Below are 23,613 nucleotides of genomic sequence, written 5' to 3' on the forward strand. Positions count from 1 at the left end.
TATGAAAAAAATTACCTTACTTTCGATTTTAGGCCTGATGTTGTTCAGTTGTTCAGGCGATGACAGCGGTTCAGGAGCCGGTAATAACGACGGACAAGGCGGTTCTTTGGCGTCATTCGTTTTAAGGGATAATTACCTTTACACCGTTGATGACCGCACAATTAATGTTTTCAAATTGCAAAACACTGAAGTTCCCGTAAAAATTAACGATGTAGGTGTCGGTTCACGTATAGAAACGCTTTTTTCTCAGGGCAATTATCTCTATGTAGGTTCGCAAACCGGAATGTACATTTATAGTTTACAGAATCCGCAGAATCCCGTCAAAATTTCATCTGCACAGCATTTGACGGCCTGTGATCCTGTTGTCTCGAACCGAACCTGTAACGTTTGTGACGCTGCACTCCAATACACGTTGCGGCAGTAATATCAATGTGCTTGAGGTATATGATACCAGCAACATCAATCTTCCTTCGCTCATTACGCAGGTAGATTTGATCCAGCCAAAAGGCCTCGGGTTATATGGAAATTATCTGTTTGTATGTGACGCTGGTCTGGTCAAAATCTTCGATGTTCAAAATCCTGGAACGCCAACTGTGGTGCATACACTTGAGATTGATTGCCACGACGTCATCATCAGCGGAAACGATCTGTTTGCGATTGGCGACACGGGATTATTCCGTTACAAATTGCATCCTGATGACATTACTAATATAACTTCTGAAAGCAACATAATCTTTTAGGGATTTAGCGAATAATAACGTTCCTCAATCCGCCTGATGTCTTTGATGGAACGGCGTGCCCAGTCAAGCCGTTTCTGCAATATTTCCTCTTCGGATAAATGCCAGTCGATACCGGATTTATGAAGCCGTGACATTAAATTCTGGATGATAATGGCCGCAGAAACGGAAATATTCAGGCTTTCTGTAAAACCTGCCATCGGAATTTTGAGGAAGCCATCAGCATTGCTGAGGACTTCTTCTGAAAGGCCGTTGCGCTCTGTTCCGAAGAAAAAAGCACTTGGTTGCGAAATGTCAAAATCATCTAAAAGGCAATCATTTTCGTGCGGTGTTGTAGCAATGATGCGATAGCCATTCGACTTTACACTTTTTATACATTCAGAAATGCTGTCGAAACGGTTCACATTCGACCCATTTCTGCGCGCCCATTGCGATTTCCTTATCGATTTTCTTTCCGTATTTTTCTTCGATCACATTGAGCTGCTGTATCCCGAAAACCTCGCAGCTGCGCATTACGGCACTCGTATTGTGCAACTGAAATACATCCTCAATTGCGACTGTGAAATGATTCGTGCGGTTTCCGAGTACTTTTAGGAATTTGGCTTTGCGGTTTTCCGTAAGGATATCTTCAAGGTAATTCAGGTAAGCAATATCTATCATATAATTTTAATTATTACAGCCACGAATTGTACGAATTTACACGAATTTTTATTTGTTGCATACTTTAACTCGTGAATTCGCGGCATAAATAAACCGTTGTCAATAAGTTTATTTTGGTAAAAATACTAAAAATGCGTAGCTTTAGTAACTAAGATTTTAGCTTATGAAAAAGAAGAAATTAGTGGTACTCACCGGCGCAGGGATTTCTGCAGAAAGCGGCATAAAGACATTCCGCGACAGCGACGGCCTCTGGGAAGGCCACAACGTTACCGACGTAGCCACGCCCGAAGGCTGGCGCAAGAATCCGGCATTGGTACTCGATTTCTACAACCAGCGCCGTCGTCAATTACATCAGGTAAAACCCAATCTGGCGCACAAAATCTTAGCAGAACTCGAACAGGATTTCGACGTTTATATCATTACCCAAAATGTAGACAATCTTCACGAAAAAGCCGGAAGCACAAAGGTTTTGCACCTCCACGGCGAATTGCTTAAAGTCCGCAGCACCAAAAACCACGCCCATGTAATCGACTGGCACGACGACCTTAATTTTGGCGATGAAGACGACAGCGGCAACCAGTTGCGACCGCACATTGTTTGGTTTGGCGAAGAAGTTCCGGCACTTGAAGAAGCGGTAAATCTGGCACAGCAAGCTGATGTTTTTGCTGTAATAGGAACATCGTTGCAAGTTTATCCGGCAGCCGGGCTGATTGAATTCACCAATGAAAAAATCCACCATTATTACATCGACCCGAAACCCGCAAAAATTACCAACATGCGCGCGCATCTTGAAGTGATTCCGTATGTGGCTTCTGAGGGAATGGTGATTTTGAGGGAGAAACTCAAAGCGCTAAAATAGCCGAAAGTCAAAAGTCGAAAGCCTAAAGAGCAAACTTTACTGCATCAAAGGCAACTTTCGACTTTCGACTTTCGACTTTCAACTCCCTTTTCCTTATATTTGCGCTTCTGCAAAAACAACACCAATGCAACAACTAACCGAACTCAACGCTATTTCCCCAATCGACGGGAGGTACCGCAGCAAAAGCATTTCGTTATCCCAATATTTTTCTGAAGAAGCACTTATAAGGTACCGCGTGCTCGTTGAAATTGAATATTTTATTGCCCTTTGCGAAGTGCCGTTGCCGCAGCTGAAAAATATCGACAGTAATCTTTTCGGGGAATTGCGGAATATCTGCAAAAATTTCACCGCAGCCGACGCACAGGCAATAAAAGACATCGAAAAAACCACAAATCACGACGTAAAAGCCGTTGAATATTTCATCAAAACGGCATTTGACAATTTGGGTTTGTCGGAATATAAAGAGTTTATCCATTTCGGATTGACGTCGCAGGATATCAACAATACGGCGATTCCGCTTTCTGTAAAAGAAGCTTTTCAGGAAGTTTACCTCAAATTATTGATCGAAGTTGTCGCCAAATTGAAAGAATTAAGCGTAGAATGGAAGGACATTCCGATGCTCGCCAGGACCCACGGTCAACCGGCCTCTCCTACCCGTCTCGGAAAAGAAATAGGTGTTTTTGTCGAAAGGCTTGAAGAGCAGATGCGATTGTTGTTCAACATTCCGTTTGCAGCTAAATTTGGTGGTGCAACCGGGAATTACAACGCACATCACGTGGCTTATCCGCAAATTGACTGGAGAAAATTCGGAGGGAATTTTGTAGAAAATACATTAGGGTTGCAACATTCTTTTCCGACAACGCAAATCGAACATTACGATCATCTGGCGGCATTTTTTGATGCCTTGAAAAGGATTAACACCATTCTGATTGATTTAGACCGCGACATCTGGACCTATGTTTCAATGGATTATTTCAAGCAGAAAATCAAGGCCGGCGAAGTCGGATCTTCCGCAATGCCGCATAAAGTCAACCCAATCGATTTTGAAAATTCCGAAGGCAATCTCGGCATCGCCAACGCTGTTTTCGAGCATTTAGCTGCAAAATTACCTTTGTCGAGATTACAACGTGATTTGACGGATAGTACGGTTTTGCGCAATATCGGTGTACCGATGGGTCATACATTGATCGGATTTGAAGCTACTCTAAAAGGGCTCAACAAATTACTTTTAAATGCTGATAAATTCGCTGAGGATTTGGAAAAAAACTGGGCAGTCGTCGCCGAGGCCATCCAGACGATTTTGCGCCGTGAAGGTTATTCAAATCCGTATGAAGCGTTGAAAGGATTGACGCGTACGAATACTACAATCGATAAAAAAGCGATTCATGATTTTATCGCGACTTTAGATGTTTCCGGCGAAATCAAGTCAGAATTACTGCAAATTACGCCGAGTAATTACCTGGGAATCTAAGGATTAAATCAAAAACATAATGTAAAATCCAGATTTTAATATGCTATTAGAATCTGGATTTTCTTTTTGAATTTGAAATTACTGTTGATTTTTGAATTTGCCATTGCCTTTGATTTTTGAAATTCCCGTTTTTTTCTTATCTTACCACAAATGAGAAAAATCCATGAGCGCCGAATCAGCAGCCACCGCAGCCGCACACCATTTACAACCACTCATCAGTGATTTAGGATTAATCCTGGTTACTGCCGGTGTTGCCGTTCTGTTGTTTAAAAAAATCAAGCAGCCATTAGTCTTGGGATATCTGATTGCAGGTTTCCTCGCAGGCAATCACTTTGATTTTTTCCCTTCGGTGAAAGACATTAAAAGTGTGGAGGTTTGGGCAGAAATCGGCGTGATTTTCTTATTATTCAGTCTCGGACTCGAATTCAGTTTCAAGAAACTTATGAAAGTTGGCGGCACTGCATCAATCACGGCTTCCACGCAAATATTTGTAATGGTCTTAATCGGATTTGTCACCGGAAAACTCATGGGTTGGGACAATATGGATTGCATTTTTTTAGGTGTAATCCTTTCCATTTCATCCACGACAATCATCCTCAAAACTTTTGACGAATTGGGCGTCAAGGCGCAAAAATTTGCAGGAAATGTCATCGGCGTGCTGATTGTACAGGACATTATGGCGATCTTAATGATGGTTTTGCTTTCAACTGTTGCGGTCAGCCAGCAATTTTCAGGCGTGGATCTGGTGATGTCGGTTCTAAAACTGGTTTTCTTCCTGACGATTTGGTTTGTCGGCGGGATTTTTTTCATTCCGACTTTACTCAAGCGCGCCAAAAGTTTATTGACCGACGAAATGATGCTGATTATTTCACTGGCACTTTGCCTGTTGATGGTGATTTTCGCCGCCAACGTTGGATTTTCCCCGGCATTGGGTGCTTTCATCATGGGTTCCATCATCGCCGAAACCACGCAGGCAGAACACATTGAACATCTTGTAAAACCGGTAAAGGATTTATTTGGCGCTGTATTTTTTGTATCAGTCGGAATGTTGATCAATCCCCATACACTTTATGAATATGCGCTTCCTGTTGCCATTCTGACTGTAATCACGATTGTCGGACAATCACTCAGCGCGACCGGCGGCGCTTTGCTTTCGGGGCAACCGCTGCGGCAATCTGTTCAAACCGGAATGAGTTTATCACAGATTGGTGAATTCTCATTTATCATTGCCACTTTGGGCATGACGCTTAATGTAACGAGCGATTTCCTGTACCCGATTGTGGTGGCGGTTTCAGCAGTTACAACATTCACAACGCCATTCATGGTTAAATTTTCTACACCTTTTTCAATATTTCTGGAGAAGAAATTACCGCGCAAATGGGTCAAAAAAATCGAACGTTTTGCCGCCAACGCCCAGGCGATAAAATCGGTCAGTAACTGGCAGATTTTACTTCGGCCTATTTGACACAAATTGTAATACATTCTGTGATTATTACAGCGCTGATTTTATTGTCTTCCAAATATCTTTTACCATTCACGGAAGGTTCAAAATTCGGCCACGGATTAGCGGCGCTCATTACACTCATTATCATTTCACCGTTTCTTTGGGCGCTTTCGTTAAGACGTGTGGCCATGCAACAGGTTGAAATTTTAATATCTGAAAGAAAATATCGCTGCCCAATCATCATGATGATTTTACTCAGGATGTTACTCGCTTTGGTATTTATCGGATTTTTACTGAACAGCTTCTTTTCGCCGTTGATTGCTTTTATTGCATTGATTTTTGCTGTGGCGATTTATATTATTTTTCCGAAAAAACTCAATGCACAATACCATCGGATTGAGAGTCATTTCCTCAAAAACCTTAACGCGCGCGAAATTATAAAGGCAAAAAGACGTCGAAGCGACCTTACGCCATGGGAAGGACACATGAGTATTTTCGACATTGCGAAAGAATCGAATATTGCCGGACAAACGCTGGAAGAACTTAGAATCCGCGAGGAAATGGGCATCAACATCGCCTTTATCAAACGTGGCGAAATTACCATCAACATCCCAAGCCGTAACGAAAGATTATTTCCCGGAGACGAAATCTGCGTGATTGGAAATGATGCGCAGGTCAATGAATTCAAGGCTTATCTGCACCAACATGAAGTTGCCGTGCCGCCAAAAACTACTGAACCGCAAATTGTTTTGCAACAACTCGATTTGACAAATGACGAATATATCGGGAAAAGTATCAGGGAATCGCAATTACGGGAAAAAACGAGCGGCCTTGTAGTCGGAATTGAAAGGAAAGGCCGGCGTATGCTTAATCCGGAATCGCACCTGATATTGGAAAAAGACGATATATTGTGGATTGTTGGGGATAAAAAATTACTCGCGAAACTTTAGAAGAAAGACCGCGTTGCTAAAAGAATCAAGACCGCTTCGCTGAAAGATAAAATGGAATTGAATTCTTTAAAATCTTTCAGCGAAGCGGTCTTGCAACAGAGTGGTCTTTTATCTTTCAGCGTACCGGTCTCAAATTATCTCGAATAATTCGGCGCCTCCTTAGTAATCGTCACATTATGTGGATGACTTTCTGTAATTCCACTTGAAGTAATCCTTACAAAACGACCGGTTTCCTGCAAAGTCGGAATATCTTTCGAACCGCAATACCCCATTCCGGCGCGCAATCCGCCGATGAATTGCTGCATGCTTTCGTTGAGTTCGCCTTTATATGGCACGCGGCCGACAATTCCTTCGGGAACTAATTTCTTGATATCATCTTCAACATCCTGGAAATAACGGTCTTTCGAGCCTTCCTGCATGGCTTCAACAGAACCCATTCCGCGATACGACTTGAATTTTCTTCCTTCAAAAATGATGGTTTCACCCGGAGATTCTTTCGTTCCTGCCAATAATGAACCCATCATGACGGAGTCTGCTCCGGCGGCAATCGCTTTCGGAATATCGCCTGTATATCTGATTCCGCCATCGGCAATTACCGGAATCCCGGTTCCTTTTATGGCTGCCGCGACTTCCAGTACGGCAGAAAACTGCGGAAAACCAACGCCGGCTACAATACGTGTTGTACAGATAGAACCCGTCTGATTCCGACTTTCACGCCATCTGCGCCGTTAGCGACAAGATATTTAGCAGCTTCGGCAGTGGCAATATTTCCGACAATCACATCGATTTGCGGGAATTTACTTTTTACTTCTTTCAATACATTGACGACACCTTCAGTATGACCGTGGGCTGTATCGATAATGATAGCATCAACGCCTGCATTTACAAGCGCTGCCGCTCTTTGAACTGCGTCTCCGGTAACACCGATCGCGGCAGCAACACGCAAACGTCCGTAAATATCTTTATTGGCGATTGGTTTTTGAGTGAGTTTTGTAATATCTCGGAAAGTGATTAATCCGACGAGTTTGTAATCGGCGTTTACGACCGGAAGTTTTTCAATTTTATGGCCTTGCAAGATGACTTCGGCTTCTTCCAGAGAAGTACCTTCTGCAACAGTAACCAGATTCTGGCTGGTCATAACTTCTACAATCGGGCGCGCATTATTTTTTTCGAAACGCAAATCACGGTTGGTAACAATTCCCTTTAAAATCTTATTTTCATCAACGATTGGAATACCACCAATCCCAAATTCTTTCATCGCCGCCTTCGCATCAGAAACTTTTGAAGTCATCGGCAACGTCACCGGATCGATGATCATTCCGGATTCTGCACGTTTTACTTTGCGCACTTTTCCGGCCTGTTGCTCAATCGTCATATTTTTATGCAAAACGCCGATGCCGCCTTCCTGTGCCATCGCAATTGCCATAGCGCTTTCGGTCACGGTATCCATCGCTGCAGATACAATCGGGACATTAAGGGTAATATTTTTAGAAAATTTAGACTGTATGCTTACTTCGCGCGGCAGTACATTTGAATAATTGGGAACCAGCAGTACATCATCGTAAGTTAAACCTTCGCCGATGATTTTGGAGTTGTGTGCGATCATTGCAATTTGTAGTTGTAGTTAAATTGCGTGCAAATATAGTGAAATTGATTGAAATATTGAAAATTAAAGATTGTACGAAAATTAAGTTAAAAACAAAGCAGCGATTTGACAATCAACTAATTTTGCAACAACAAACTACCTTACGAAATGACTATTGTTTTATCCATTCTAGTGTTTTTAATCGTTTTCTATTCTGTTTTTACGCGGCAATCAAAATTTGGCAAAACGCCATCAGGAAAAAGGCTTGAAATCATACAAAAATCACCGAATTACCGCGACGGGAAATTCCAGAATTTAAGCTTCACTCCAGATTTAGCCGAGGGTGAAACCATGTTGAAAGTCATGAAAAAGTTCTTTTTTCAAAAAAGCAGGCGCAACAAACCTTCTGATAAAATTCCTTCGCACAAAACAAATCTTCATATGCTTTTACCTGAAGAAAATGTGTTGGTTTGGTTCGGGCATTCGTCTTATTTCATGCAAATTGAAGGGAAGAAAATACTTGTAGATCCGGTTTTCAGCGGTGCCGCTTCGCCTATAAAAGCTACAACACGCAGCTTTCCCGGAAGCGATGTTTATGACGCTGAAGATTTTCCTGAAATCGATTACCTTTTCATTTCACACGACCATTGGGATCATCTCGATTATGTGACCCTCTTAAAGTTAAAACGGAAAGTCAAAAAAGTCATTACAGGTTTAGGAACCGGTGCGCATCTGGAATTGTGGGGTTATAATCCGCAAATCATTTTTGAAAAGGATTGGAATGAATCGCTCGATTTGGGCGACGGATTTACCGTAAATATCACCCCTTCAAGGCATTTTTCAGGAAGAGGATTTACCAGAAACAAGGCGTTGTGGGTTTCTTTTGTTTTACAAACACCTGAACGAAAATTATTTCTCGGCGGCGACAGTGGTTTTGATACGCATTTTGAAGCCATCGGCAGACAATTGGGCCTTTTGACCTTGCGATTTTAGAATGCGGTCAGTATAATGAAAGTTGGAAAAACATCCACTTAATGCCTTATGAAATGATTCCGGCTGCGAAAAATCTTAATACAAAATTACTGATGCCGGTGCATTGGGAAAATTTGCATTGGCACTACACGATTGGGATGAACCAATACGTTTGGTTACTGAAGCTGCAAAAAATGAAAATCTGCCGTTGCTTTCGCCTATGATTGGTGAAAAGGTCAATCTTGACAATCCGCCGTCGCCTGAAAATTGGTGGAAAGCGATCAATTAATGAAATTCGCCGAATAATTTGGTCGCTTCGTTATAGGAACTTTCGAAAGCCATCGGACTCGTACCGGTGTCTTCTTTCTGTGTGGTAAAATAAGACAATAATTTCTCTGTCGGCATATTTCCCGTTAATTCATCTTTTGCCATAGGGCAGCCGCCAAATCCCTGAATTGCGCCGTCAAACCGACGACAACCCGCTTTGTATGCGGCATCTGTTTTTTCAAACCATTGTGTTGGTGTCGTATGTAAATGCGCGCCAAACTCGATTTTTGGGTATTTCGGAATTAAATTTGAAAACAAATAATCGATTACTTCCGGGGTCGAACTTCCTATGGTATCAGAAAGCGAAAGGATTTTCACGCCCATATCGGATAATTTTTGGTTCGAATCTCCAACAATTTCCACATTCCAGGGGTTGCCGTACGGATTTCCGAAACCCATTGAAAGATAAGCGACCACTTTTTTGTCATTTTTATCAGCAATTTCAAGGATTTCCTGCAAAGTAACCAATGATTCTGCTATAGTTTTGTGCGTATTCCGCATCTGGAAATTTTCAGAAATAGAAAACGGAAAGCCTAAATATTGAATTTCTTTATGGGAAGCAGCCGTCACCGCGCCTTGTGTATTGGCAATGATTGCGAGTAATTTACTTTTAGTCTGCGACAAATCGAGTTGTGCCAGTAATGCTGCCGTGTCCTGCATTTGCGGGATGGCTTTTGGCGAAACGAAACTGCCAAAATCTATCGTATCAAAACCCACACGCAGCAACGATTGGATGTAAAATGCTTTCCTTTCGGTCGGAATAAACGGTTTGATGCCTTGCATGGCGTCGCGCGGACATTCGATGATTTTTATTGGCTCCATAAGATTCCCAAATATAAGAAAGTATTGGATTTTAGCGAAATCGTTTTCATCAAAAAAATCATTCAAAAATAAAATAAGTATTACTTAATTTGGCAATAAATTAAAATATTACTTAATTTGGTAATAATTTAAAATATTACGCTATTTGGTAATAATTAATAGTATTACGTAATTTAGTAATATCTGTAGAATTTATTTTAATTTTATTATATTTGACTATGACCGGAATCATCACAGGCGATATCAAAAAATCCCGAAAATCGGCTTCGACCGTATGGATTAACGGGTTAAAGAAAATATTGGAAACCAGGGCAAATCTCCGAAAGCATGGGAGATTTACCGTGGCGATGAATTTCAGCTCGAGATAAAAGCGCCTGAAGAAACACTCACCGCTTCATTACAGATAAAAGCGTATCTCAAGACCATGAAACTCGACGCCCGAATGAGCATCGGGATTGGCGAAAAAGAGTATGATGCCAAAAAAATTTCCGAAAGCAACGGCAGCGCTTTCATCCGTTCGGGAGAATTATTCGAAACACTGAAAAAACAGAAAATCTCGCTCGCTATCAATTCCGGTAACATACAAATCGATGAAGAACTCAATTTAATGTTGCGACTGGCGATGACTTTTGTAGAAAGCTGGTTGCCGCAATCGGCAGAATTTTTCCTGATTGCGATAGAAAATCCGACACTTTCACAGGAAGAACTCGGACAGAAATTGGGGATTAATCAAGCTGCGGTAAGCAGACGCCGCAAACGGGCACAATTTGATCTGCTGATGGATTTTGACCGTCATTTCAGGGAAAAAATTAAAACACTAACGGTATGATTATATTTATAAAATTGCTTTTGGCGCATTTACTCGGCGATTTTTTATTGCAGCCGACATCATGGGTCGTCGATAAAGAAAGCCGCAAACACAGGAGTATTTATCTTTATCTGCATACATTATTACACATAATTCTTGCCTTCGTATTGGTTGGAAAAAGCGATTTCCTGAGGTTTGCAATCTTCCTCGGATTGACGCACGGATTCATCGATTTCCTGAAATTGTATTTTCAGAAAGCCAAAACAAAAAGACGGTGGTTTATCGCCGATCAGATTTTACATTTTGTAGTTTTAGCAGGGATTACGGCATTTTACACTAATTGGGAATTCGATTTTTCCGTAATGAAAAACGAATATTGGCTGTTGATCACAGGCGTTTTTTTACTCACAAAACCAACGTCAATCATCATCAAAAACCTGATCTCTGTGTGGACGCCGGAAAATAAAACCGGAGGTGAAAATTCACTGCAAAATGCCGGAAATTACATCGGAGTTTTAGAACGCCTTTTCGTTTTCTGTTTTATTTTAACCGGACATTTTGAGGCAATCGGGTTTCTTCTGGGCGCCAAATCGATTTTTCGTTTCGGCGATTTGATGGAAGCGAAAGAGCGAAAACTCACAGAATATGTGCTGATCGGAACGCTTTTAAGTTTCGGAATCGCAATGTTGACGGGGCTTATCGTCAACTATTTACTTTCGCAGATGTTGTAGCAGTTACAAATCAGATTTTTTTTGAAAACCATTAAGGAAAAGGTTCATTAAGGTATTTTTTAAGCGTATCCCTAACTTAATGTATCTTAACCCCTTAATGGTTTAGGCATCTTTTGTCAATATTTTTTTATTGATTGCTTTAACCAATGCCGGCACCTTCATAAATAAATCCGGTGTAAAGCTGCACCAAACTTGCTCCGGCTTCGAGCTTTTCAATCGCATCTTCAGCAGAGTGAATGCCGCCAACACCAATAATCGGGAAAGATTTGTTGCTTTTTTCAGAAAGGAAGCGAATGACTTCAGTGGCCCGTTTTGTTAATGGTTTCCCGGATAATCCGCCCATTTCGGTTTTATTTTCAGATTGTAAGCCCTCGCGCGAAAGTGTTGTATTGGTTGCAATTACGCCAGCAATTTTCGTTTCGTTGACAATATCGATTATGTCTAAAAGTTGTTCGTTCGTCAAATCCGGAGCGATTTTTAGCAATATTGGCTTGGCTTTGGGCTTTTGGTTGTTCCGGTTTTGTAAAGTCGATAAAAGTGCTGTCAACGGTTCTTTTTCCTGTAAGGCGCGAAGATTTGGCGTGTTTGGCGAACTTACATTGACTACAAAATAATCGACATAATCGTATAATGCGTTGAAACAGATTTCGTAATCCGAAACCGCGTCTTCATTGTCAGTTAGTTTGTTTTTACCGATGTTGCCGCCAATCAGGACATTTTTATTCGATTTCAGTCTTTCAACAGCTTCATGAACGCCGCCATTATTAAAACCCATTCTGTTGATGATGGCGGAATCTTCCCGCAAACGGAACAATCTTTTCTTCGGATTGCCTTCCTGTGGTTTTGGTGTAAGTGTCCCAATTTCAATGAACCCGAAGCCGAAATCGGATAATTCCTTGTACAATTTTGCGTCTTTGTCGAAACCGGCTGCGAGTCCGACCGGATTTTTGAATTTGAGTCCGAAAACTTCTGTTTCCAAACGCTTGTCATTGACTTCATAAAGCGACCGAAAAAGCGCCGGAAATCCCGGAATTTTTGATAAAAGACGAATCAGAAAAAACGTAAAATAATGCACTTCTTCAGGATCAAACCAGAAAAGTACCGGGCGAATGAGCAGTTTGTACATGGCTGTGTTGTTGTGCTGCAAAAATAATCATTCGGATTGAAATTAATCTTACTTTTACTCTAATGAACAAAATTAATTCCCATTCTGCATGGACAAAGAATTATGGGCACAAATCGCCGCTTTTGATTTCGATAAACCTTTAAGCCCGCTGGGATTTTCGGCAAGATTGAGCAAAGAAAATTTCTGGACGACCGATTTTACTAAAAATGCCATTATTGAATACAAGAAATTTATGTACCTCGCTGCGGTTTCTGAAAATATGGTTTCGCCTTCTGAAATTGTTGACACCGTATGGCACGAGCACTTGGTTTTTACGCAATCTTATAATGAATTCTGTACGATTCTGAAGAAGCGCATTGCGCATATTCCTTCTACGCACAGAAAAGAAGAGTTTGAGAAGTTCAGGATTGCTAAAGATTTCACGATGCAGCAGTATGAAGCGTTTTTCGGAAAGCAACCGCGAGATTATTGGTTTTACAACGACATTTTTGCGTCGTTACAACTCGAGAAAGCCAAATTTAAAATCCGTACTTTTTTGCTATTGGGGATTTTTGCATTTTTTGCACTTTGGATTCCTGCTTATTATTTGCTTTTTCCGGTTTATATACAAATCAACAATCCTCTTTTCCTAAAGATTTATGTGACAGTTTTTGTTGCTGCAATTTTCCTGTTAGAAATTTACAATCGCTCAAAACTAAACGCAATGCTTTACGGAATCGACCGTGAAAATTTCATTTTCAAATTGAGTCCGAACGAAATGATTTATCTCAAATACGGCAGCATCGAAGAAGTCGTTCACGGCAATGTAGACAAAATGATCCGTGCTGAAAAAATTGTTCTTACCGATAAAAAACAACTTCAAATGTCGGAAAACGCATCGCCTGCGAATCCGATTGAAGGCGCTATTGCGGATGTAATTGATCATTCCGGTATAATAACTTACAAAACTTTAATCAGGCATATTAAACTGAAACCCGCACTTAAAAATATTGTTGGTACTATAGATGCGCTGCGAAAATATTTTATAAAATCGAAATTGGTTGGAAAGGTTTTTTATCAGAATTTCTGTGTGCTTGCCCTAATACTTTTACTCGGATTGGTGCGTTTGTCAACAGGCGTTATGCGGGAAAAGCCTGTGACATATATTGCTTTACTGTTGTTGCTTTTCTTTGCTATTATTGTATTTTTTCTTGCCAGATTATTGAATATTGTCGGGTCAAAACTGATTCCGGATTTCTATAAAAATGAAATTATAAAAGTCAGCGGACGCATCGAAGCATCAGAATGGGGTTATTTTATGATGGGCAATACGATATATATCGCTTCATTTTTGGCGGTTATGAATGATTTTCGGCAAAATGGTGACGGTTCTGGCAGCGGATGTGGAGGCGGCGGAAGTTCCTGCGGCGGTGGGTCTTGTGGAGGTGGATGCGGCGGTTGTGGTGGCGGCGATTAGTAAATTCAGCCGAATAATTTCTCGGGAAATGCCTGTTTAGCCCTGATGGAAATGGAAAGCCCGGAGCCGGAAAATGTAGTTTTTACCGGCTCAAAAAAGCGACCGAAGGAAGCTCTTTTTGTGCTGAGAAAAAACACATTTTTGGCGAGGACTTGCAATGGACAGCGGGATTGGCTTCTTAAAAATAGTCGAAAAGAAAGTGGCAAACCGGCGGAATTTGTACATTTGCTAAAATCAAACTCACTATGCAACATATTATCGACCGATTCATCAGTTATGTTACGATTGACACGGAATCTGATGCGAATTCAACCACAACTCCAAGTACAAAAAAGCAATTGGTTCTCGCTAAATTATTGGTGAAAGAGCTTAACGATATCGGCCTGACCGAAGTGACAATCGACAAAAATGGTTATGTGATGGGCACTTTGCCATCGAATGTGAACCACGACGTTCCGGTTATCGGATTTGTTTCGCATTACGATACTTCTCCTGATTTTAAAGGCGAAGGTGTGAAACCGCGCGTGATTCCGAACTACGATGGCGGTGATATTTTATTGAATGAAGCGCAGAATATCGTTTTGTCGCCGGGATATTTCAAGGATTTATTGCTGTATAAAGGCCAGACTTTGATCGTAACAGACGGTACAACTTTGCTTGGCGCAGATGATCAGGCCGGATTGACAGAAATCGTTTCGGCGATGGAGTTTCTGGTAAAAAATCCGGATATCAAGCACGGGAAAATCCGTGTTGGTTTTACGCCTGATGAAGAAATTGGCCGCGGCGCAGATTTGTTCGATGTTGAGAAATTCGGTGCAAAATGGGCTTACACAATGGACGGCAGCCAGATTGGCGAACTCGAATATGAAAATTTTAATGCCGCCGGTGCGAAGATTACGTTCAAGGGGAAAAGCGTGCATCCGGGTTATGCAAAAGGCAAGATGATCAATTCGATGCTGATTGCGAATGATTTTATCAATGAATTGCCGAAAGATGAAATTCCGCAGGAAACCAAAGGCTACGAAGGATTTTTTCACGTAACGGGATTGAAAGGCAGCCTGGAAGAAACGGTTCTGGAATTGATTGTTCGCGATCACAGTGCTAAAAAATTCAAGGAAAGAAAAGAATTACTGCATAAAATCACTAAAAAAATCAATAAGAAATTCAAGAAGCAGTTCGGTGAAGATATTGTGATTACGGAGTTAAAAGACCAATATTACAACATGAAAGAAATGGTCGAGCCGGTAAAATACATCGTCGATTTGGCCGAAACTGCAATGAAAGAATTGGGCATCAAACCTTTAATCAAGCCTATTCGCGGCGGAACTGACGGTTGCAGGTTGTCGTATATGGGATTACCGTGTCCGAATATTTTTGCGGGCGGGCACAACTTTCATGGAAAATATGAATATGTTCCGGTGGAAAGCATGAAAAAAGCGATTGATGTGATTGTGAAGATTGCGGAATTAACGGCTACAACAGATTTCTCTAAAAAACAAAAATAGAAAAAATAAAACACTGAAAGTTAAACCATTAAGAGATTAAGATTTATTAAGCCTTAATGGAACTTAATCTCTTAATGGTTTTAAAAAGAAAAACTGAATTTAATATGCCCGAAGAAAAGCATAGGTGGGATAAAATAAGCGGCTGGGACGAAGAACTCGACCTATTGCATACCATCATTGAAAAAACCGAATTGGTTTTGACCACGAAATGGGGCGGTCAGACTTACACTTACAACGGAAAAAACGTGTTAGGTTTAGGCGGATTTAAAAATTATTTCACGATTTGGTTCTGGAATGGCGTTTTTCTCAAAGACGAAAATAACGTGCTTGTCAATGCACAGGAAGGTGTCACGAAAGGTTTGCGCCAGTGGCGGTTTACATCGAAAAATGAAGTTGACGAGAAATTAATCCTTGCCTACATTCACGAAGCGATTGAAAACGAAAAAGCCGGAAAAGTGATTGAAAAAGTGAAGAAGGAATTCGAAACCGATCCGCTTTTTCAGGCAGCACTCGACGACAATTCAGAACTGAAAACCGCGTTTGAAAAATTTTCGCCTTACAAACAAAAGGAATTTCTCGAATATATTATCACAGCCAAACGAGAAGCAACGAAAATCGACAGGATTGCGAAAATTAAGCCGATGATTTTGAATAATATCGGATTGAACGATAAATACAGGTAGCTCAAGTTCAAAAATCAATTTTAAAAAGTTTTAAAAAATAAAAAATCCAAACTCCGGTTAAATATCGGAATTTGGATTTTTTTTAGCTAAATATTGAAATTGAGCTTGATTTTTGAAATTGAACTTGAAATTTATTTCTTCGCTTCTTTCAATTTTGCAGACAATTCCATCGAAATTGCAGAACGCTCCATTTTGAGTTTTCCTGACATCGTTTCGATAACGATCGTAGTATCTGACATCTCTGAAATTTTAGCATGGATGCCACTTTTGGTGATAATCCTGTCGCCTACTTTTAGTCCGTTTTCAAATTCTTTTTCAGCTTTGGCGCGCTTTTGCTGTGGTCTGATCATGAAAAAATACATGACGACAAACATCAGTCCAAAGAGAATGTAATTCATATTTGCTCCGTTCATAATAATTATTTTGTTTTTGTTTCTTGTGTTTGATTATTAGATATTGAAGCCGGTGCCGCAATGCCCGAAACTTCGGCAGGCTTATTCGGATTCGGATTGACTTCAGCTTTGATATTTAAAATTTCCGAGCCTTCTTTTGTATTTACCTCAAGGGTAACGGTTTTGTGCTGGCTGCCCAATTTGTGCGCAGAATTGAAAGACACTTTAATACTGCCTTCTTCGCCCGGTTTGATGGCCTCACGCGGATAATCCGGTACGGTGCAGCCACAAGAACCTTGTGCGTGCTTGATCTGCAAATCTTCTGATCCTGTGTTTTTGAAAGTGAAAACGTGCTGCACTTTATCACCTTGGGTAATGGTTCCGAAATCGAATTCCTTTTCGGCAAATTCCATTTTTGGTTCCAGATTTTTCTCACACGAAGCAGTCATCATAAATGCTGCAATAGCGACGATACTGAATGCTTTTTTAATCATGATTAAATTGTTTTATGGGTTGTTACATCAGGCCACGCCCGACTTTATTTAATTTGTTGGCAACTTGAAATTCCTTTACAAGGTTGTCTAAAATTCCGTTGATAAAAATACTGCTTTTTGGTGTCGAATATTCTTTTGCGATTTCTAAATATTCGTTGATGGTGACTTTTACAGGAATGGATGGAAATTTAAGGAATTCACAGATGGCCATTTTAAGGATAATGGTGTCGATTTCAGCAATTCTTTCCGTATCCCAATTCGGTGTCTTATCAATGTATTCTTTCGCCAAGTCATTTTCGTTGAGAACTGTTTTGCGAAACAAATCTCTTGCAAAATCACGGTCTTCTGAATCTTTGAAAACTTTAGGAACTTTAAATTCGTCTGTGCTTTTCAACGCTTTGAATTGTTTCAGAATATCGGTGTTGACTAGCGGAATATCATCAATCCAGGTAAGCTTATTATCTTCAAGATATTCGTATACCTTTTCGTTTGGCGCGATGATTTCAGTAAAAACATCCATGATAAACTTCCTGTCTTCCTCAAAATCATTTTTGCGGTTGCTCATGTATATTGTATACAAATCGCTTTCCTTGATTTCATTTAAAAGGATGAAAATGTAATCGTCGTGCAGTTCCCAATTGTTGATTTTGCGGTTCTCCAAAGCAATCGAAATGCTGTTGCTTTCTGAAAGCAATTGCAAAACATGGTTGTTGATGAATTTTTTGTTGGGATTGCGTTCTTCCGCGGTAACGAGATGCTTTTGTCCTGATTTTTCAAGAAAACCGATTCTGCTTTCTGGATTTCAATCAGGGAAGACAGCATGATCAGGTATAAATCCTGAATATTGTCGAGGCTGTAGTTCAGGAATTTCTCCTGGCCTTCCAGGTTATCGGAGTCGTTTTGGTGCATCGCATAAATACTCTGCATCACTTTAACACGAATATGTCTTCTGTTTAACACGGATAAGAACTTTAAAAAATTAACGGAGCGAAAGAAATTCTTCCGCTCCGCAAAATAGTAATATTATTGAAAATGCTCCTTATTTAGTTGCGTTTTCTTTTTTTCTGTCTTCGATTCTGTTTTGTGCGATAGTCATCGCGGCTTGTTGCGTCGTGATGTTTTTCTCGTCGGCAAGATGGAAAATTTCCATTGTGGTGTTATAGATATTTTCGGTTCTTTTCATTGCCTCTTCTTTTCCGTAACCCACGATTTCTCCGTAAACATTGATGATTCCGCCTGCGTTGATTAAGAAATCCGGTGCATAAACGATGCCTTTTTCTCTTAAAATCTGTCCGTGGATTTTATCATTCGCCAATTGGTTATTCGCCGCTCCTGCAATCACTTTAGCTTTCAGTTTATTGATGGTTTCATCGTTGATGGTCGCACCCAAAGCACATGGCGAATAAATGTCAACATCGGCAGCATATAAATCGGCTCCGGTGAAAATTTTCGCGCCGTATTTTTCAACCATGTTTTCCATTTATCCTGGTGGATATCAGATACGAAAACCTCAGCGCCTTCTTTTCTCAAGAAGCTGATTAAGGTTTCGCCAACGTGGCCATTCCCTTGTACCAAAACTTTTTTGCCTTCTAAATTATCAGAACCGAATTGGTATTTTGCAGCGGCTTTCATTCCCATAAAAACGCCATAAGCAGTTACCGGCGAAGGATTTCCTGACCCGCCTTTGCTTTCAGAAACGCCGGTTACGAATTTGGTTACGTCGCGAATCGTGTCCATATCCTGGGTCGTAGTTCCTACGTCTTCGGCAGTGATGTATTTTCCGCTCAATGAATTTACGTATTCGCCGAATTTCGTGATCAACTCCGGAGTTTTATCTGCTTTTGAATCGCCGATGATGACCGCTTTTCCGCCGCCAAGGTTCAAACCTGTGATGGCAGATTTGTAGGTCATTCCGCGTGAAAGCCTCAAAACGTCGTTCAATGCTTCCCATTCATTATTGTATTTCCACATTCTCGTGCCGCCTAAAGCAGGTTAGCTAAAACTGTGTTATGAATTCCGATTACTGCCTTTAAACCTGTATCTTTGTCGTTGCAAAAAACGATTTGTTCGTGATTATCAAATGACAATTGACCAAAAACAGGATCTACTTTGTGAAGTTCACTTGCGTTAACTACTTCTGTTACCATAGCATATAAAATTTTAGAATGGATTATGACTTTATCAAAAAGACAAGACAAAATTAGAATTTAAATCAATACTTTCTAACGAAATTGATTTTTTTTGGCAATATGTTAATAAATTTATGTTTTCGCCTAAAATGAATAAAAATCATAATTTCATTTTTTTTAACACAAATACAAAATAAAAAAAGCCTTTTCGCAAAATATAATGAAGGAATTACAATATTTAAATAAATATTTCATCAAATACAAATACCACTTTTTGTTTGGGATATTGACAACAGTAGTGGCACAGTTTTTCAATCTTGTTACTCCAAAACTCGTCAGCGAATCCATAAAAGTTATCGAAGATGGCATAAACGGTGTTTACACAAGAGAAGTTGCCGAAAGCGAATTGCTGATTAGACTGCTCAAAATCATCGGCGCGACATTAATTGGCGGCTTCCTGACATTTTTGATGCGGCAGACTTTGATCGTAATGTCACGCCACATCGAATTCGATTTGAAAAATGAAGTTTTTCGCCAATATGAAAACCTGACGCAACGATTTTACAAAGAAAACCGTACCGGTGATCTGATGAACCGCATCAGCGAAGATGTCAGCAAAACCCGCATGTATGTTTGCCCAGGCGGTGATGTATACGATCAATACATTCATCCGTTTTGCGATTGTGATTGTATATATGTATGGCGCTTCGCCGAAACTGACGTTGTATGCTTTGTTGCCGTTGCCGATTTTATCGTATGCGATTTTCAGGCTTAGTACAGCCATTAATAAGCGTAGTACGATTTTCCAGCAGAATTTATCAGGACTGTACAGTTTTACGCAGGAAATTTTCTCCGGAATCCGTGTTGTGAAAGCCTATTCGCTGGAAAACCAGCAGCAGCAGAATATGGAAAATTTAGCCGAAGACAATAAGAAAAAAGCGATGGATCTGGCGTGGGTAAATGCCTTTTCGGTCCGCTGATGCTGGCGCTTATCGGCACAAGTAACTTAATTGTCATTTATTTCGGCGGCATGATGTATATCGACGGCTCGATTGACAGCCTTGGGACGATTGCCGAATTCATCTTATATGTGAATATGCTGACCTGGCCAGTGGCTTCACTTGGCTGGGTTTCATCGATGGTTCAGGAAGCGGAAGCGTCGCAGAAACGCATCAATGAATTCCTTAAAATCCAGCCTGAAATCAGAAATACGTCAAAAGGAAATGACAATATCGAAGGAAAAATCAGTTTTGAAAATGTCAATTTCATTTACGAAGACACAAATATTCATGCCTTACAAGATCTGAGTTTCACTGTAAATAAAGGAGAAACTTTGGCCATTTTAGGAAAACCGATTCCGGAAAATCGACGGTTTTATCGCTCATCAGTCGACTTTACGATGTAACGAAAGGGAAAATTAAAGTCGACAACAAAGCCATTGACGAAGTCAATCTAAATGATTTGCGAAACAGCATCGGGTTTGTACCACAGGACGCATTTTTATTTTCGGATACGATTAAGAATAATATCAAATTCGGCAAGGAAACGGCAACAGAAGAAGAAGTCATCAATGCGGCAAAACAAGCTGTCGTTCACGATAATATTGCAGGATTCAACCAACAGTATGAAACGATTTTGGGCGAACGCGGCATTACACTTTCAGGCGGGCAAAAACAACGCGTTTCCATCGCAAGAGCTTTCATTAAAAATCCGGAAATATTACTTTTAGACGATTGCCTTTCGGCTGTCGACACAGAAACCGAAGAAGCAATTCTGAATAATTTGCTCGAATTCACCAAAGACAAAACCACAATTCTGGTCAGTCACCGCGTTTCTTCAGCGAAAAATGCCGACAAGATTATCATCCTCGACGAAGGCCGCATCATTCAGCAAGGTTCTCATAATCAATTGGTAAATCAGGAAGGCTATTATAAAGAGCTTTACCTGAAACAACTTTCGGAAAAAGAATTGACGTAAATGTTGTTCCGTTTCGTTTTTTTCTCATTTTTGGATACTACTTAACAAACCAAAATAACTGATTGAAGGATTATGAGAGAAAACGACATGTTAGAAAAAGAGGAAATCTTTTCTAAAGTTTTACGCGCCGGAAGAAGAACTTATTTTTTTGATGTAAGGGCGACAAAGGCCGACGATTACTACATTACGATTACAGAAAGCAAAAAATTCACCGAAGAAGACGGTTCCTTTCACTTCAAGAAACACAAGATTTACCTTTATAAAGAAGATTTCGCCGCATTCTCAGAAATCTTAGAAGACATGACTTCTTACGTTTTGAACCACAAAGGCGAAGAAGTGATTTCTGAAAGACACCAGAAAGATTTCAAGAAGGAATATTTCACTGAAAGCGTCGTGCAGGAGAGCAGTGCTGAGAAAAGCTATACTGACATTGATTTTGACGATATTTAAAAATAACGAATCCGGAAATTGAGAAGTTTCCGAATTTTTTTATCCTATCCTCAACCCATTTTCCACTACAAAATCAGGAGAAAGCAAAACCACATCGCCTTCCTCGCCTACTGCGCCCAGAACCAGGCATTCACTCATAAATTTACCGATTTGTTTTTTCGGAAAATTGACAACGGCAACAATCTGACGGTTCACTAAAATTTCTTTTGTATATCTTTTCGTGATTTGCGCCGATGATTTCCGGATGCCGATTTCAGTCCCGAAATCAATCGTCAGTTGAAATGCCGGTTTTCGCGCTTCAGGAAAATCATTTACTTCGGTTATTGTGCCGACGCGCATTTCGGTGCGTTCGAATTCTGCCCAGGTTAAGTCCATTTTAGATTTTAGATTAAAATTACTTTAGTTTGATTGTTAACCGCAAAGTTAAAGAAGGTTTTCGCAAAGTTTTAAAGAAAAGCTTAGCGAACTTCGCGAAAATCTTTGCGCGCTTTGCGGTTATTTTTTAAACTGTAAACCGTAAACCGTAAACTTAAAACTTATCAACACGAAAACGTTGTACTCCTATTTTTTAAAACCGATTTTTATTGTAAATTGTCAAAAGAAATCCGAACCAAAAAATGGCACAAACCGCTTCCAATATGTTACCGCTTGAAACTGTCGCGCCGCAATTCCTGCTGAAAGCCACGAATTTCAATTATGCTTATTCTTATGAAGATTTAAAAGGAACAAAAGGCACTTTGGTAATGTTCATCTGCAACCACTGCCCTTTTGTGCTGCATGTCATCGAAGAAATTGTAATGATTGCCAACGATTACCGCGTTCAGGGCATCGGGATGGTTGCGATTTCGAGTAACGACGTAGTCAAATATCCGCAGGACGGCCCGGAAATGATGACCGAATTCGCATTCAAAAACAAAATCGATTTTCCTTATTTATACGACGAAAAGCCAGGAGATTGCGAAGGCATTTGACGCAGCCTGCACGCCGGATTTTTCTTATTCGACAATAATGATAAACTTTTTTACCGCGGACAATTAGACGACTCACGTCCTGGAAACGGAATACCGTCAAGCGGAAACGACCTGCGCAGCGCGATTGACGCTGTGATTTATAATCGCACGCTCAAAACGCCGCAGAAACCAAGTATCGGCTGCAATATCAAATGGAAATCAATTTAACATTAAATAATAAGCTTAAAACCATTAAGAAATATAAGCTTAATGCCGCTTAATTTCTTAATGGTTATTATGGTAAAATAAAATTAGAAATGGAAATTTTTCACATCAGTGCCGAATGTTATCCCGTCGCCAAAGTTGGCGGCCTGGCTGACGTTGTGGGCGCTTTGCCAAAATACCAGCGGCAACTCGGCCACAATGCTAAAGTCGTCGTGCCAGGCTATGACAATAAATTCACGAATGAAAACGAATTTGAACATATCCATCACGGGCAATTGAAATTAGGCTATTTTCAATTTTCTTACAATGTTTTAAGGGAAAAGACGAACAAGCTTGGATTTGAATTGTATTTGATTGCGATTGCGAAATCGTTCGACCGTCCGAATGTTTATTCGTACGAAGACGACACGGAAAGATTTACGGCTTTTCAAATTGCGTTTTTAAACTGGCTTACAGAAAGCAATCAATACCCGGATGTCCTGCATTGCCACGATCACCATACCGGATTGATTCCGTTTATGGTGCAATTTTGCTACAACTACGAACGATTTCGGGCAATTCCTACAGTTCTGACGATTCACAACGGGCAATATCAAGGCTGGTTTGGTTTTGACAAAATCCATTATTTACCGGAGTTCCACCAATCGAAATTAGGTTTTTTAGAATGGGGCGGCATGGTCAATCCGCTTGCGGCGGCGATAAAATGTGCGTGGAAAGTGACAACAGTCTCCCCAAGTTATCTCGACGAAATCAGTTATAATGCTAATGGTTTGGAAAATTTATTGCGTTTCGAAAGACCAAAATCAATCGGAATCTTAAACGGAATTGATAACCAGGATCTGGAATCCTGCAAACGATGA

At 40.5% G+C, this 23,613-nt stretch carries 18 protein-coding genes and 8 pseudogenes; 17 read left to right on the forward strand and 9 right to left on the reverse strand.

Annotated elements, in window-relative coordinates; all coding sequences use genetic code 11:
- Position 1: 1 nt before the first annotated feature.
- Together ACSLFW_RS17210 and ACSLFW_RS17215 are read left to right on the forward strand one after the other, a co-directional pair.
- The gene (locus ACSLFW_RS17210) at positions 2-424 is read left to right on the forward strand and encodes a hypothetical protein (protein ID WP_436556774.1); all 423 of its coding nucleotides are present in this window, start codon (positions 2-4) and stop codon (positions 422-424) included.
- Complete coding sequence (locus tag ACSLFW_RS17215; protein WP_436556775.1) at positions 390-740, forward strand: hypothetical protein; 351 nt, start codon at positions 390-392, stop codon at positions 738-740. Before ACSLFW_RS17210 ends, ACSLFW_RS17215 begins: the two co-directional genes overlap by 35 nt.
- On the opposite strand, the pseudogene ACSLFW_RS17220 reads toward ACSLFW_RS17215, so the two are convergent.
- Positions 737-1,397, reverse strand: a pseudogene (locus ACSLFW_RS17220) (TrmH family RNA methyltransferase). The gene ACSLFW_RS17215 and the pseudogene ACSLFW_RS17220 overlap by 4 nt on opposite strands.
- A gap of 163 nt (positions 1,398-1,560) precedes the next feature.
- On the opposite strand from ACSLFW_RS17220, the gene ACSLFW_RS17225 reads away from it, so the two are divergent.
- From ACSLFW_RS17225 to ACSLFW_RS17240, 4 genes are all read left to right on the forward strand, one after another.
- Positions 1,561-2,256, forward strand: a complete 696-nt coding sequence (locus ACSLFW_RS17225) for an SIR2 family NAD-dependent protein deacylase (protein ID WP_436556776.1) — start codon at positions 1,561-1,563, stop codon at positions 2,254-2,256.
- 124 nt (positions 2,257-2,380) lie between these two features.
- On the forward strand, positions 2,381-3,727 hold the full coding sequence (gene purB / locus ACSLFW_RS17230) for an adenylosuccinate lyase (RefSeq protein WP_436556777.1): 1,347 nt from the start codon (positions 2,381-2,383) through the stop codon (positions 3,725-3,727).
- 163 nt (positions 3,728-3,890) lie between these two features.
- A complete protein-coding gene (locus tag ACSLFW_RS17235) occupies positions 3,891-5,192 on the forward strand; it encodes a cation:proton antiporter (protein ID WP_436556778.1) in 1,302 nt (433 codons plus the stop codon).
- The gene (locus tag ACSLFW_RS17240; protein ID WP_436556779.1) at positions 5,189-6,121 is read left to right on the forward strand and encodes a TrkA C-terminal domain-containing protein; all 933 of its coding nucleotides are present in this window, start codon (positions 5,189-5,191) and stop codon (positions 6,119-6,121) included. The genes ACSLFW_RS17235 and ACSLFW_RS17240 overlap by 4 nt, the downstream gene beginning before the upstream one ends.
- Before the next feature lie 134 nt (positions 6,122-6,255).
- Here the strand turns inward: ACSLFW_RS17240 and guaB are convergent.
- Positions 6,256-7,727: pseudogene (gene guaB / locus ACSLFW_RS17245) on the reverse strand (IMP dehydrogenase).
- A gap of 474 nt (positions 7,728-8,201) precedes the next feature.
- Here guaB and ACSLFW_RS17250 point away from each other — a divergent pair.
- Together ACSLFW_RS17250 and ACSLFW_RS17255 are read left to right on the forward strand one after the other, a co-directional pair.
- Positions 8,202-8,746 (forward strand): annotated as a pseudogene (locus tag ACSLFW_RS17250) (MBL fold metallo-hydrolase); the annotation flags it as partial.
- 56 nt (positions 8,747-8,802) lie between these two features.
- The gene (locus tag ACSLFW_RS17255; RefSeq protein WP_436557513.1) at positions 8,803-8,967 is read left to right on the forward strand and encodes a hypothetical protein; all 165 of its coding nucleotides are present in this window, start codon (positions 8,803-8,805) and stop codon (positions 8,965-8,967) included.
- Here ACSLFW_RS17255 and ACSLFW_RS17260 read toward each other — a convergent pair.
- Complete coding sequence (locus tag ACSLFW_RS17260; protein WP_436556780.1) at positions 8,964-9,827, reverse strand: hydroxymethylglutaryl-CoA lyase; 864 nt, start codon at positions 9,825-9,827, stop codon at positions 8,964-8,966. The two genes, ACSLFW_RS17255 and ACSLFW_RS17260, sit on opposite strands and share 4 nt — an antisense overlap.
- 424 nt (positions 9,828-10,251) lie before the next feature.
- On the opposite strand from ACSLFW_RS17260, the gene ACSLFW_RS17265 reads away from it, so the two are divergent.
- Together ACSLFW_RS17265 and ACSLFW_RS17270 are read left to right on the forward strand one after the other, a co-directional pair.
- On the forward strand, positions 10,252-10,656 hold the full coding sequence (locus ACSLFW_RS17265; RefSeq protein WP_436556781.1) for an AsnC family protein: 405 nt from the start codon (positions 10,252-10,254) through the stop codon (positions 10,654-10,656).
- A complete protein-coding gene (locus ACSLFW_RS17270) occupies positions 10,653-11,366 on the forward strand; it encodes a DUF3307 domain-containing protein (protein WP_436556782.1) in 714 nt (237 codons plus the stop codon). The genes ACSLFW_RS17265 and ACSLFW_RS17270 overlap by 4 nt, the downstream gene beginning before the upstream one ends.
- Before the next feature lie 102 nt (positions 11,367-11,468).
- Here ACSLFW_RS17270 and ACSLFW_RS17275 read toward each other — a convergent pair.
- A pseudogene (locus tag ACSLFW_RS17275) lies at positions 11,469-12,492 on the reverse strand (quinone-dependent dihydroorotate dehydrogenase).
- A gap of 88 nt (positions 12,493-12,580) precedes the next feature.
- Between ACSLFW_RS17275 and ACSLFW_RS17280 the strand changes: the two are divergent.
- The 3 genes from ACSLFW_RS17280 to ACSLFW_RS17290 all read left to right on the forward strand — a co-directional run bounded on the left by ACSLFW_RS17280 (position 12,581) and on the right by ACSLFW_RS17290 (position 16,136).
- Positions 12,581-13,948, forward strand: a complete 1,368-nt coding sequence (locus tag ACSLFW_RS17280; RefSeq protein ID WP_436556783.1) for a glycine-rich domain-containing protein — start codon at positions 12,581-12,583, stop codon at positions 13,946-13,948.
- 245 nt (positions 13,949-14,193) lie between these two features.
- The gene (pepT, locus tag ACSLFW_RS17285) at positions 14,194-15,453 is read left to right on the forward strand and encodes a peptidase T (protein WP_436556784.1); all 1,260 of its coding nucleotides are present in this window, start codon (positions 14,194-14,196) and stop codon (positions 15,451-15,453) included.
- A 104-nt stretch (positions 15,454-15,557) separates the two neighbouring features.
- Complete coding sequence (locus tag ACSLFW_RS17290; RefSeq protein WP_436556785.1) at positions 15,558-16,136, forward strand: YdeI/OmpD-associated family protein; 579 nt, start codon at positions 15,558-15,560, stop codon at positions 16,134-16,136.
- 131 nt (positions 16,137-16,267) lie between these two features.
- On the opposite strand, the gene yajC is transcribed toward ACSLFW_RS17290, so the two are convergent.
- From yajC to ACSLFW_RS17310, 4 genes and pseudogenes are all read right to left on the reverse strand, one after another.
- Positions 16,268-16,534: a preprotein translocase subunit YajC gene (yajC, locus tag ACSLFW_RS17295; protein WP_436556786.1), complete on the reverse strand. Its 267-nt coding sequence runs from the start codon at positions 16,532-16,534 to the stop codon at positions 16,268-16,270.
- A gap of 20 nt (positions 16,535-16,554) precedes the next feature.
- Entirely contained in the window at positions 16,555-17,022 is a 468-nt protein-coding gene (locus ACSLFW_RS17300; RefSeq protein WP_436556787.1) for a DUF1573 domain-containing protein, read from the reverse strand.
- A 22-nt stretch (positions 17,023-17,044) separates the two neighbouring features.
- Positions 17,045-17,949: pseudogene (gene nusB / locus ACSLFW_RS17305) on the reverse strand (transcription antitermination factor NusB).
- 112 nt (positions 17,950-18,061) lie between these two features.
- Positions 18,062-19,169: pseudogene (locus tag ACSLFW_RS17310) on the reverse strand (Glu/Leu/Phe/Val family dehydrogenase).
- Between the two features lie 202 nt (positions 19,170-19,371).
- On the opposite strand from ACSLFW_RS17310, the pseudogene ACSLFW_RS17315 reads away from it, so the two are divergent.
- Both ACSLFW_RS17315 and ACSLFW_RS17320 read left to right on the forward strand, forming a co-directional pair.
- Positions 19,372-21,128 (forward strand): annotated as a pseudogene (locus tag ACSLFW_RS17315) (ABC transporter ATP-binding protein).
- A 72-nt stretch (positions 21,129-21,200) separates the two neighbouring features.
- A complete protein-coding gene (locus ACSLFW_RS17320; protein WP_436556788.1) occupies positions 21,201-21,578 on the forward strand; it encodes a PUR family DNA/RNA-binding protein in 378 nt (125 codons plus the stop codon).
- A gap of 39 nt (positions 21,579-21,617) precedes the next feature.
- Here ACSLFW_RS17320 and ACSLFW_RS17325 read toward each other — a convergent pair whose 3' ends face one another.
- Positions 21,618-21,953, reverse strand: coding sequence for a tRNA-binding protein (locus ACSLFW_RS17325; protein WP_436556789.1), 336 nt, complete (start codon positions 21,951-21,953; stop codon positions 21,618-21,620).
- A 242-nt stretch (positions 21,954-22,195) separates the two neighbouring features.
- Here ACSLFW_RS17325 and ACSLFW_RS17330 point away from each other — a divergent pair.
- Together ACSLFW_RS17330 and ACSLFW_RS17335 are read left to right on the forward strand one after the other, a co-directional pair.
- A pseudogene (locus ACSLFW_RS17330) lies at positions 22,196-22,756 on the forward strand (thioredoxin family protein).
- An 89-nt stretch (positions 22,757-22,845) separates the two neighbouring features.
- Positions 22,846-23,613 carry a glycogen synthase gene (locus ACSLFW_RS17335; RefSeq protein WP_436556790.1) on the forward strand — a complete coding sequence of 256 codons (768 nt, stop codon included), beginning with the start codon at positions 22,846-22,848 and terminating at the stop codon, positions 23,611-23,613.

It is taken from the genome of Flavobacterium sp. 3HN19-14, from assembly GCF_051373205.1.
GTDB lineage: Bacteria > Bacteroidota > Bacteroidia > Flavobacteriales > Flavobacteriaceae > Flavobacterium.